Genomic DNA, 11,940 nt, shown 5'->3' with positions numbered 1-11,940 from the left:
CGCCATCGGCCGTTGGGCGCGGGTCGGCAAACACCGAGCCCGCGGACGCGCCGCCGCGCATTGGTAAGCTGGTCGCATCCCATCCCAGCCGTACCGGGAGCCCTCCATGGCCGACCGCCCGCCCGCCGAGCCCGCCGCCGACCCCGTCGCCGATGCACCGTTCACGCCCTACAGCGCGCTGCACGGCCGCCAGGCCCAGATGTTTCCAACGCTTACCGACGAGGAGCTGGAGCGCATCGCCCGCTTCGGCCGGCTGCAGCGGCATGCCGCCGGCAGCCGTCTGTTTGCCGCGGGCGAGCCCGGGCCGGGCATGTTCGTGCTGCTGTCGGGCGAGGTGGCCATCACCCAGCGCGACGGCCTCGGCCGGGTGACGCCGGTGGCCACCCAGGGCCGCGGCCAGTTCCTGGCCGAGGTGGGCCAGCTCTCGGGCCGGCCGGCGCTGGTGGACGGCCACGCGCTGAGCGAGGTGGAGGCGCTGCTGATTCCGCCAGAGCAGCTGCGCGCCCTGATCATCGCGGAGGCCGACCTGGGCGAGCGCCTGGTGCGCGCCCTGATCCTGCGCCGGGTGGCGCTGATCGAGTCGGGTGGCAGCGGCCCGGTGCTCATCGGCTCGCCCGGCGGCCACCTGCTGCTGCAGCTGCAGGGCTTCCTGGCGCGCAACGGCCAGCCCCACCATGCGGTGGACCCGGCGGACGATGCGGTGGCGGCCGCCCTGGTGCGCCAGTACGACGCCGGCCCGGGCGACGTGGTGGTGGTGTGCCCCAACGGCGCGGTGCTGGTGAACCCCGGCGAGGCCGGGCTGGCGCGCTGCCTGGGCATGGTGGGCACGGCCGAGTTCGACGACGACTACGACGTGGCCATCGTCGGCGCCGGCCCGGCCGGCCTGGCCACTGCGGTGTATGCCGCCTCCGAAGGCCTGCGGGTGGCGGTGCTGGACTGCCGCGCCCACGGCGGCCAGGCCGGTGCCAGCGCCCGCATCGAGAACTACCTGGGCTTTCCCACCGGCATCTCCGGCCAGGCACTGGCGGGCCGGGCCTTCGTGCAGGCGCAGAAATTCGGCGCCGAGATGCTGATTCCGGCCGAGGCCGCCGCGCTGGACTGTGCCGGCCCCGGCCACCCCGGCGCACCGCTGGCCATCCGCCTGACCGACGGCCGGCTGCTGCGCAGCCGCACGGTGGTGATCGCCAGCGGCGCGCGCTACCGCCGGCCGGAGGTGCCGGGCCTGGCGCAGTTCGAAGGCCGCGGCGTGTCGTACTGGGCCTCCGCGCTGAAAGCGCGCGGTTGCGCACAGGCCGAGGTGGCACTGGTGGGCGGCGGCAACTCGGCCGGGCAGGCGGCGGTGTTCCTGTCGCAGCATGCCTCCCGGGTGTTCATGCTGGTGCGCGGGCCGGGCCTGGCGGCGACGATGTCGCGCTACCTGATCGACCGCATCGCGGCGTCGCCACGCATCGAGCTGCTGACGCGCACCGAGCTCACCGGCCTGCACGGCGACGAGTCACAGGGCCTGAAGGCCGCCAGCTGGCGCCACCGCGACAGCGGCGAAGCCACCACCCGCGAGGTGCGTGGCGTGTTCCTGTTCGTGGGCGCCGAGCCGGAAACCCGCTGGCTGGCCGGCTGCGGCGTGGCGCTGGATGCGCATGGCTTCGTGCTCACCGGCCAGGGCGGCGCGCCTTCGCCGCTGGCGGCCAGCGTGCCGGGCGTGTTCGCAGTGGGCGACGTGCGGTCCGGCTCGGTCAAGCGGGTGGGCGGCGCCATCGGCGAGGGCGCGGCGGTGGTGGCGGCCATCCACCAGCACCTGGCCGCGACCGCGGCGGCGGCTTGAGGGCACATGCCCGGTCGCCCGGCGTGCCGGGTTACCGTTAACTGTCTTCTAGGTAGTCGCCACAACTTTGCAGCGTGTGATAACGATAACATCGCGCCATCGCAGACCAAGGAGACGATTCATGAAGCGACTGCTGACCTCGATGGCGCTGGGTACCGCCCTCGCGCTGGCTTCCGCTGCGGGCGCCCTGGCACAGCCGGCGACCTGGCCTTCCAAGCCGGTGACGCTGCTGGTGCCGTTCCCGCCCGGCGGCTCCACCGACACCATCGCCCGCGCGCTGGCCGCCTCGCTCGGCAAGAGCCTGAACCAGACCTTCGTGGTGGACAACAAGGCGGGCGCCACCGGCACCATCGGCGCGGGTGGCGTCAAGCGTGCGGCACCGGACGGCAGCACATTCCTCGTCACCTCGCTGGGGCCGCTGGTGATCGCGCCGCACCTCATCAAGAGCATGCCGTACGACGCGCTGAAGGACTTCGATCCCATCACCGTGGCGGTGCAGGCGCCCAATGTGCTGGTGGTGCCGGTGGCTTCGCCGCACAAGACGCTGGCCGACGTGGTGGCGCAGCAGAAGGCGCAGCCTGACAAGATGACCTTCGCCTCCTCGGGCAACGGCTCCAGCGACCACCTGACCGCCGAGCTGTTCTGGCAGGAAACCGGCACCCGCGGCCTGCACATCCCGTACAAGGGCGGCGGCCCGGCCATCTCGGACCTGCTGGGCGGCCAGGTGGATGCCTCGTTCCAGAACGTCAATGCGGTGCTGCAGCACATCCGCGCCGGCAAGCTGCGCGCGCTGGCCGTCACCGGCACCCAGCGCGCCGCGGTGCTGCCCGACGTGCCCACGATGGCCGAGGCCGGCGTTAAGAACGTGGACGTGTATTCCTGGCAGGCGGTGCTGGGCCCCAAGGGCCTGCCGCCCGAGGTGCGCAACCGCATGCACGAGGCAGTGGTGGCCGCGCTGAACGAGCCGCAGACCCGCCAGCAGTTCACCGCGGTGGGCCTGGAGATCGTGGCCAACACGCCGGCGCAGTTCGCCGAATTCCAGCAGCGCGAGTTCGCGCGCTGGAAGAAGGTCATCGAGACCGGCAAGATCACCGCGGATTGAGCCGAAGGCAAACACGATGACGCTCTCTTCCACCCCCACCATCACCGCCCTGCGCGTGATCCCCGTCGCAGGCCGCGACAGCATGCTGCTGAACCTCAGCGGCGCGCACGGCCCGTTCTTCACCCGCAACCTGCTGATCCTCACCGACAGCGCCGGGCGCACCGGCGTGGGCGAGGTGCCCGGCGGCGAGAAGATCCGCCAGACGCTCGAAGACGCCCGCCCGCTGGTGGTGGGCCAGCCGGTGGGCAGCCATGCCGGGCTGCTGCGCACGCTGCAGCAGGCCTTCGCCGACCGCGATGCCGGCGGCCGCGGGCTGCAGACCTTCGACCTGCGCACCACCATCCATGCCGTCACGGCGGTGGAATCGGCCATGCTCGACCTGCTGGGCCAGCACCTGGGCCTGCCGGTGGCGGCCCTGCTCGGCGAAGGCCAGCAGCGCGATGCGGTGGAGATGCTGGGCTACCTCTTCTTCATCGGCGACAAGTCCAGGACCGACCTGCCGTACGACAGCCAGCCCGACGCCGACGACGACTGGCAGCGCCTGCGCCATGAGCCGGCGATGACGCCCGAGGCGGTGGTGAAGCTGGCCGAAGCCGCCTACCAGCGCTACGGCTTCAACGACTTCAAGTTGAAGGGCGGCGCGCTGCGGGCGGAAGAAGAGATCGAGGCCATTCGCGCGCTGCACGAGCGCTTTCCGAACGCCCGCGTGACGCTGGACCCGAACGGCGGCTGGCTGCTGAAGGACGCCATCCGCCTGATGCGCGACATGCGCGGCGTGGTGGCCTATGCCGAGGACCCCTGCGGCGCGGAAGAAGGCTTCTCCGGCCGCGAGGTGATGGCCGAGTTCCGCCGCGCCACCGGCCTGCCCACCGCCACCAACATGATCGCCACCGACTGGCGGCAGCTCAGCCATGCGCTGGCGCTGCAGTCGGTGGACATCCCGCTGGCCGACCCGCATTTCTGGACGATGGCCGGCAGCGTGCGCGTGGCCCAGACCTGCCGCGACTGGGGCCTGACCTGGGGCTCGCATTCCAACAATCACTTCGACGTGTCGCTGGCGATGTTCACCCACGTGGCCGCGGCGGCGCCGGGCAACGTGACGGCCATCGACACCCACTGGATCTGGCAGGACGGCCAGCGCCTGACCACCGACCCGCTCCAGATCCGCGGCGGCCTGGTGCAGGTGCCGAAGCAGCCCGGCCTGGGCGTGACGCTGGACATGGTGGAGGTGGAGAAGGCCCACCAGCTGTACCTGCAGCACGGGCTGGGCGCGCGCGACGACGCAGTGGCGATGCAGTACCTGATCCCCGGCTGGACCTTCAATCCGAAGCGGCCGGCGCTGGACCGTTGAAGGCCGGCGCCCGCCTGGCTACTGCACCCGCACCGTCAGGCGCACGCTGCCCTGCGCGGCAGGTGCCAGCGGGCTGTCCAGCCGCCATTCCACCGCGCCTTCGCCGCCCACCGGCGGCATGGCCACCACGCTGCAGGCCGCCACCGGCTGCGGCCCGCAGTCGGCGCTGACGAAGCGTGTCCAGGCCGGGGTGCGGTCATGCAGCCGCACTGCCTGCAGCGCGGCGCTGCCCTGGTTCACATAGGCGATGCTGTAGGTCAGGGTGTCGCCGCTGGCGGCCAGCGCCTTGTCCACCTGCTTGCTCAGCCGCAGTGCGGCATCGCTGCCGTCGGTCACCAGCGCCAGGTCGGCGCGCAGGTGCTCACCCACCAGGTTGTGCTGCGCATACGCCAGCCGCGCGGTCACGGTGAGCGCATAGCGGCTGCCGGGCACCGCCTGCGCCGGCACCGACAGCCGCGCCACCAGGCACACCGGCTGGCCGGCCACCACCGTCAGCGGCGCGGCCAGCACGGGTTCATCGGCTTCGATGCGCTGGTTGCAGTCCGCATCGGCATGCAGCACCACGCTCGGGCTGGAACCGTCCGCCGGGCCCAGCTGGGTGCTGAAGCTCAGCAGCCCGGCCGTGCCCGCCACGAAGCGGTGCCCGAAGAACATCACCGTGCCGGGCGGCCCGGCCTGCTGGCCTTCGGTGTCGAAGCGGCTGGCCGGCACCATCGCGAAGTCGACGCCCGCATAACGCTGACCGCTGGCGGCCACAAAGGTGGTGGCATCGGCCGGCAGGGCATAGGCGCCGCCGGTGTTGCCGGCCGATCCGCCCACCGGCACCCAGGCCGCACTGCCCACCGAGGCCACCTGCACCGCGCCGGCCGCGGCGGCAGGCAGCCACAGCAGGTAGCTGCCATCGGCGGCGCTGGTGGCGCGGGCGATCTCCGCCGGGCTGCCCGTGTTCAGCAATCGAAGGGTGCGGCCGGGCAGGGCGGTCTCGGTGCCGTCGCGCAGCCCGTTGTGCGGCGTGCCGCCGCCGTCGCCGGTGTCCTGGTGCACCCGGCCTGCCACGGTGCTGCCGTGGAAGGCGCCGAAGTGCTGGTCGGCCAGGTCGGTGGCCAGGGTGAGCGAGCGCACGAACCCGGGCGCCTCGGTGCCCAGCCAGCCCGCCGGCACCGCCGGCGCCACGCTGGCCGCGGCGCTGCTGCCGTTGATCACCACCTGGTAGCTGCCCACGCCGACCGAGCCGAAGCTGTAGCGGCCGGTGGCGGCGTCCACCATCGCCACTGCCTGTGCCGGGCCGGCGGGCCGGGTGGCCGGCACCAGCTTGGCGTACAGCGCCAGCCCGGTGCCGGCCTCTGCCGGGCCGCGACGGGCGTCGTGGTCGGCATCGGCATACACGCTGCCGGCCAGGCTGCATACCCGGAAGGCACCGCCGGCGGTCACGTCCACCTCGCCCAGCCGCAGGCCCAGCAGTTCCAGCAACGGGTCCACCAGGCCGCCCAGCAGCTGGCCCAGCAGCGGCGACACCGCGCCCTGCACTAGGGTGCGCAACACCGGCAGCACCACCGCGTCCAGCAGGCCCAGGCCGGGGCTCACGCCCACGCTGAGCGAGCCCACCAGCGAGCCCACCAGCGCATGGGCGAAGCCGGCGCCGGTGGAGGCGGTGCGGGTCTGCGGATAAGGGCCGCTGAAGGCCAGCGGCGTGGCCGAAGGCGCCTGACCGCGGGCGCTGCCCTTGGCCGTCACCGCCACGTTCAGCGCATTGATCTTCAACGCCCCCACCACGCCCGGCTGCAGGTCGGTGGCTGGGTTGACGGCACGGCTGCGGTTGAAGAAGAGCGCATCCGGGATCACGCCCAGGTACAGGTCGGCGACGCCGGGCGTGGCCTGCACCGTGAGCGCGCCAGCCACCGCGTCCACCGCGGTCAGCAGGCCGTCGGCACGGGCCACTTCCACATACAGGTCGAGGTGGCTCAGCTGCAGGCTGGCCGACGAGACGCCGACCAACGCGGTGAGCATGCCGGTGTGGATGTTGAGTGCCAGCAGGTCGATGCCCAGTTTCACCCGCATGGCCGCGCTGTGGAAGCCGGTGCCGGCCGGCCCGCACACGTAGGTGGGCGGCTCCAGCACCTGGGCCTGCAGCTGCACGCCCTGCACCAGCCCGCCCAGCCCCAGCGCGCTGCCCGACAGGCCCACCGGCACCGGCGTGGTCAACAGGTTGCGGTGGTTGTAGAGCTGCACCGCCCCTGTCACCAGCGCCAGGGCGTTGATGCGTGTCTCGCCCAGGCCGCCATCGGTCACCAGCAGGTCGCCCAGCCGCAGCGTGCCGGCCGCCAGCGCCAGCTGAGGCTGCAGTGCACCGAGTGCCGCGGCCACGCCGGTGTGGCCGCTGGCGGTGGCGGCGCTGGCGGCAGCGGCCAGCACCTGGCCCAGGCCGATGCTGCTGTGCAGGGCGGTGGTGGGCGAGGACACGCCCAGCTGCGCCTGCAGCGCGCCCAGCACTGGCAGCAGGTTCAGCTCGCCGCTGGCCAGGGCCTGCCAGTCGGCCACGCCCAGGTTCACGCTGCTGCCGGCGAGCTGGCCGAGCAGGCCGTTGAGCAGCACCGCGCGCGTGCTGCTGATGCTGGCCAGCCGCGGGCCGGCCGACACGCAGCCGCCATCGGCGCAGGCCTGGGCCGGCGGGGAGAGCAGCGCCAGGCACAGCAGCCAGGGCAGCAGCCACAGCGGCAACGCCAGGCGCAGGCCATGCCGCAAGCGTCGGGAACCGGCGTGTGGAGGGCGGTGAGGGGCCGCGGCCGGCATCAGGATTCCCCTGCGGCCAGCAGCCGCTCGTCGAACTTGAAACGCAGCTTGAGGTAGCTGCCGCGGCGGGTGGTGTCGGCACCCGACAGGTCGCGGTCGTGGAAGCCGCGCAGGTTGTGGCCGACCGACAGCCACAGGTTGTCCTGCAGCTGCCAGCCCAGCTCGCCTCCCACGGCGGTGGCGCGCTGGTTCAGCCGGGCATCGCCCAGCATGCTGCCGGCCAGGCTGGCGTCCCAGCGCGGCGCAAAGCTCCAGCTCACGCGGCCGCCGATGCGCTGGGCGTTCGCCTGCAGCCGCCGGCCGTCCACCTGCTCCTGCGCATGCTTGGCGGCGTAGTGCCCGCTGAGCACCCAATCGCGCGACAGCTGCCGCGCCGCATGCACCGAGAGGCTGTGGGCGCTGCGCTCAGCCGACGCTTGCGCTGCGGGGCCCGCGACGGCGGGGTCGGTGGCTGGCAGGCTGCCGGCGGCCAGGCCCTGCTCGCGCTTGAATTCATAGCGGGCCAGCGCGTCCAGCGGGCGTGCGCCGGTCTGGCGATAGGCGGCCCCCAGCTGCAGGCGCTGCTGAAGCCGCTGCGGCTGCGCGCTGCCCGCCTCGGCGCCGCGTGCGGATTGCGCATGCACCAGGCGGCCCAGCAGCGTCCAGTCCTGCGACAGCTTGCGGGCCAGGCCCAGCGAGCCCAGCAGGCCGTCGCCGCCCGCGGCACGGCGCCACTCCAGCCGCGCGGTGCCCTTCCACAGCGGGCTGGCGGTGTAGGCCACGGCGGCGGTGGCCGCGGTGGCAGCGGTGGAGGCGGGGCTGGCGGCGGCGGGCGTGCCGCCGCCGGCCAGCGGATGCACGCGCTCCAGGCTGGTGTCCAGCCGCAGCCCTTCGGCCAGCGGCCAGCGGTTGCGCAGGCCGATGGCGGCCTCGGCCTCGCGGCCGCTCAGCGCATCCCGCGCGCGGTACTCACCGAAGCCGCGGCCCTCGCCACCGGCCGGCGCGTCGATGCCCAGCAGCGTGCTGTGGCGGCGCTGCGTCGCATCCAGCGCATAGGGCCCGGTGAGGGAGGACACCAGCTCATGCCGGGCATACAGCCTCGCCTGGTGCGGCAGCGCCAGGTCGCCGCCCACGGCCAGCAGGCGGCGGCGGGCGTCGTGCACGTCCTGCTCGGCTTCCAGGAAGGCGGTGGCACCGGCGAGCACCGGCAGCGCGCCGGAGAGCTTGGCGCGCACGGTCTGCGTGCGTGTGTCCTGCGGCGCGGTGCCGTCGCCGGTCATCGCCGCGCCCCGTGCCTCCACATGGCGGGCCCCGACCTCGAGCTTCATCTGGTGGTCCAGGCTGCGCTCGATGCCGGCCAGCATGCCGTGCCGCTGCGCATCGCTGCTCGCATCGGCGGTGTGGAGCAGCTCGGCCAGCAGCCGGGTGCGGGCATCCAGCGCCCAGGCGGCTTTGACGCCGGCCTCGCTGCGGCCGGCGCTCAGCGTGGCGGAGGCATTGTCGAAACCCTGCTGGCTGCGGCCGACATGCGCGCGCAGCTGCAGCTGCGGGCCCTGGTGCTGCAGCTCCAGGCGGGCGGCATCGCCGCTGCGGCGGCCGTCGTCGGCAGTGTCTTGCCCGGTCGGCAGGCCCAGGCCGATGTCGTCGGCCTGGCTGCGGGTGCGGGCCGCCTCGGCCAGCAGCTGAGTGTTCGGGCCCAGCCCCACGCTGCCGTGCAACCCTGCCATCTGGAACGGCGCCAGCGGATTCCAGTCGCGCACCACCGTGCCGCCCACCTGCGCCTGCTCGCCCACTGCCAGCCGCGCTTCCACCCCGGCCACGGTGAAGGCAGGCCCGCCTTGCTCCACCTCCAGCGTCACGCGCAGGAACAGGGGGTTCAGGTCCGCATCCAGGCTGGGCAGCGGCGTGCGCAGCAGCACGGTGGCGCCGAAGGCATCGAAGTCGTAGTCGACGAAGCGCTGCAGCGGCGTGCGGCGCAGCACCAGCGATGGCTGGTGGCGGTCGCGCACCAGCACCTCCAGCTGCTCGCCATTGGCGCGTGGCAGGCCGGCCAGCCGCAGCGCGTAGGGGCCGGAGGTGCCGTTGCCGCGCAGCTCGATCACCTGCTGGCGGGCGTTGTCCCGGCTGGCAAAGGCACTGCCGCGCAGCGCGCCCTGCTCATGCTGCAGCCGCAGGCCGGTGAGGCTGCGCTGGTAGGCGGCCAGCTGGCGCGCCGGCTGCTGCATCGGCTGGCTGTTGAAGTCGCCATAGAGCACCGACGAGCCGCCGCGCTCCAGCTTGACGTACAGCGCGCCGGTGGACTGCGCATCGAAGCCCTTGACCGAGGCATCGCCATACACCGGGTAGAAGGCATCGGGCTGGATGTCGCGGAACAGGCGTTCCTGGCTGCGCTTGTCGCTGTCGTAGGCGAGGGTCAGCAGCGCGTCGCCACGCACCTGTCCTTTAAGGTAGAGGGCAGCGCGGCCGCCGCTGCGTTCGTCGGCGGCCTGCGCCTGCAGCGCCTGGGCGAAGCCGTCGTCGGCGCTGGCCGGCCGCAGCGCACCGGCGCCCAGGCGGCGCAGGTCCAACGTGCCTTCCACCAGGCCCACCGCCAGCAGCGGCCGCAGCGTCGGCACGAACGGCAGCCGCAGCCGTTGCTGCAGCCCGCCAATCTGCACCAGCAGCTCGGCCTCGCCGGCCTCGGCAGGAGCCTGCAGCGCCAGCGTGGCCTGGCCGCCGTCGATGAAGGCCTGCACGCCCGGCGTGGCGGCGTCCAGGTCGGCCAGCGCCCAGTAGCCATGGCTGGCCTGCAGCGTGACGGCATGGCGGCCGCTCACCGGCAGGCCTTCGGCATCCAGCACCGACAACGCCAGCGGCAGCAGCCCGCCATCGGCCCGCAGGGCGCCGGCCGGTGCCTCCAGCTGCAGCCGGGCCGGCGCGCCGGGGGCCCGCACCACGAGGGATTGGCGCGCTCGTTCGTTGCCAAAGGCATCGGTCTCGGTGAGCAGCAGCTCGTTGGTGCCGGGCTGCAGCTGCACGCCCACGTATTCGCGCAGCTCGATGGCGCGGGCCGCATGCAGCACACGCTCGCCGATGCGCTGCTCCGGCACCGGCACGCCATTGACCTGCAGCGCCAGCAAGGCGCCGGCGCGCAGCTTCACCCGCAGCAGCAGCGTGCGGCCGGCCACGGCTTGGCCATCCTGCAGGTCGATGAAGCCGGGTGCGGGGTCCAGGCGCTCGGCCAGGGCTTGCAAGGTGTCGGCATCGGCCTGGGCCGGGATGTCGTCATCGAGCGGCGCCCGGGCAGCCACCGCCGGCTGCGCGGCCGTGACCGGGGCGAGGGCTTCCGGCGCCACGGCGCCCAGGCCCACCACGCCGGCGGCGGGCAGGGCGCGCCGGTCGACCGGTGCACGGGGCTGGCCATCGGGCGTCAGCTCGCTGCGCAGGGCGGCGTCCAGCTCGTCCGCTGCGTTCTGTGCGGCTAAGCGGGTGGCCAGCACTGGCTGCAGCGCCGGGCTGCAGCCGGACAGCGGAAAGTCGGCCCGCTGCAGCTCGCCGGGCCGCGGGTCGAGGAAGCGGCTGCCGCCGTCGCCGGCATGGCGGGCCTCGGTGGCCAGCGGCTGGGTGCCGGCGGGCAGGCTGGTGCGGTCGATCTTCAGCACCTGGGTGCGCGCGCGCAGGCCATAGAGGCTGTAGCGGCCGGCACCATCGGTGCTCACGCGGGTGCCGTCCTGCAGCACCAGGCGCACACCCGGCACGCCCGGCTCGCCGTCGTCGGCCAGGCCGTTGGCATTGCAGTCGGCGAACACGCGGCCCAGCACCATGGCCTGGTCGGTGAACACGCCGGGCTGCACCTCCACCCGCACCCGCGCCGTATTGCTGCGGGTGGGCCCGGGCTGCTCGGCCGTGGCCTGCAGCGCATGGCGGCCGTCACCCTGCAAGGCGAGGGCGCCGATCAAGGCGCGGTAGGTGAAGGTCTGGCTGCTGCCGGGGGCCATGGCGCCGAGCGGCCACTGCAGTAGCGGGCCAGGCCCGGGCTCGGGCGGCGTGGCGCTGACGCCGCTGGCCCGCAGGCTGCCGGGTACGTAGGCAAAGCCGGTGGGCAGACGGGCTTGCAGCCGCACGCCGTCCAGCGGTGCATCGCCCGCATTGCGCACGGTGGCGGTGTACACCACCGATTCGGCCACCTCGGCCACGGCTCGCGAGGCGCTGAGCTGCACCCGCAGCACGCGCGGCAGGGGGTCCAGCGGCACGTCCACCAGCGGCGTCATGCCATCGGCGTGCACCTCGAACACCGCGCCGTAGGAGGCCTGGGCATGCAGCCGGCGGCGGCTGGCCGCAGCCGCATCCGCCTTGGCCGGGTAGCTGTGGGCGGCCGCCTGCAGCTGCAGCGCATACCGCCCGGGCACCACCTGCGGGAAGCTGAAGCGGCCGTCCGGCGCGGTGGTGGTCTCGCTGGGCGCGGGGCTCACGCCGTCGTGCGCCAGCACCTGCGCCGGCGCGCCGGGCTGGCCGCCATTGCCCACGCCATCCACGTCGATCAGCCGCACCCGCACGCCGCCCAGCGGGCTGTCGGCCTCGCTGTCGAACACGATGCCGGCCGGCTCCACCAGCGTGCGGGCCTCGGCCTGCACCCTGCAGCCCTGCAGCGTGGCCGACAGGGTGTCGTCCACCATCACCGCGCTGCCGTCGGTCCAGCCGCGGAACACGCCGGAGCCGCTGGCGGTCTCCATCGCCTCGATCGGCCCGCCCCGCTGCAGGCCTTGCGAGAACAGCTGCAACTGAACCGCATCGGCACCGCTGCTGGTGTTGCAGGAGGGTGCCTCGGCCTGCAGGTAGATGCGCTGGTTCAGGCCCACGCTGCCGGCCACGCGGCTGAAGCTGGCATCGGTGAAAGCGCACCCGCGCACTTGGCGC

Annotated in this window: 5 protein-coding genes; 3 read left to right on the top strand and 2 right to left on the bottom strand. The window is 73.7% G+C overall.

All coding sequences use genetic code 11. The features are described from left to right. Window positions 1-106 precede the first annotated feature (106 nt). The 3 genes from VO99_RS08920 to gudD all read left to right on the top strand — a co-directional run bounded on the left by VO99_RS08920 (window position 107) and on the right by gudD (window position 4,275). Window positions 107-1,822 carry an FAD-dependent oxidoreductase gene (locus VO99_RS08920; protein WP_083440462.1) on the top strand — a complete coding sequence of 572 codons (1,716 nt, stop codon included), beginning with the start codon at window positions 107-109 and terminating at the stop codon, window positions 1,820-1,822. A 121-nt stretch (window positions 1,823-1,943) separates the two neighbouring features. Then, window positions 1,944-2,924: a Bug family tripartite tricarboxylate transporter substrate binding protein gene (locus tag VO99_RS08915; protein WP_046112496.1), complete on the top strand. Its 981-nt coding sequence runs from the start codon at window positions 1,944-1,946 to the stop codon at window positions 2,922-2,924. Between the two features lie 16 nt (window positions 2,925-2,940). Continuing rightward, window positions 2,941-4,275: a glucarate dehydratase gene (gene gudD / locus VO99_RS08910; protein ID WP_046112495.1), complete on the top strand. Its 1,335-nt coding sequence runs from the start codon at window positions 2,941-2,943 to the stop codon at window positions 4,273-4,275. Window positions 4,276-4,293: 18 nt separating this feature from the next. Here gudD and VO99_RS08905 read toward each other — a convergent pair whose 3' ends face one another. After that, window positions 4,294-7,017 (bottom strand): DUF11 domain-containing protein, encoded by a 2,724-nt coding sequence (locus VO99_RS08905; RefSeq protein WP_046112494.1) that lies wholly within the window; start codon window positions 7,015-7,017, stop codon window positions 4,294-4,296. A gap of 47 nt (window positions 7,018-7,064) precedes the next feature. Next, on the bottom strand, window positions 7,065-11,933 hold the full coding sequence (locus VO99_RS08900) for a DUF11 domain-containing protein (RefSeq protein ID WP_046112493.1): 4,869 nt from the start codon (window positions 11,931-11,933) through the stop codon (window positions 7,065-7,067). Window positions 11,934-11,940 lie beyond the last annotated feature (7 nt).

This window comes from Aquincola tertiaricarbonis (assembly GCF_000969605.1).
Classification (GTDB): Bacteria; Pseudomonadota; Gammaproteobacteria; order Burkholderiales; family Burkholderiaceae_C; genus Aquincola; species Aquincola tertiaricarbonis.
This window is presented reverse-complemented; position numbering and strand designations above follow the sequence as displayed.

Bases quoted from the DNA above. Each gene is read 5' to 3' on its own strand.
- VO99_RS08920 (WP_083440462.1), top strand. From the start codon at position 107: ATGGCCGACCGCCCGCCCGCCGAGCCCGCCGCCGACCCCGTCGCCGAT.
- VO99_RS08915 (WP_046112496.1), top strand. From the start codon at position 1,944: ATGAAGCGACTGCTGACCTCGATGGCGCTGGGTACCGCCCTCGCGCTG.
- gudD (WP_046112495.1), top strand. From the start codon at position 2,941: ATGACGCTCTCTTCCACCCCCACCATCACCGCCCTGCGCGTGATCCCC.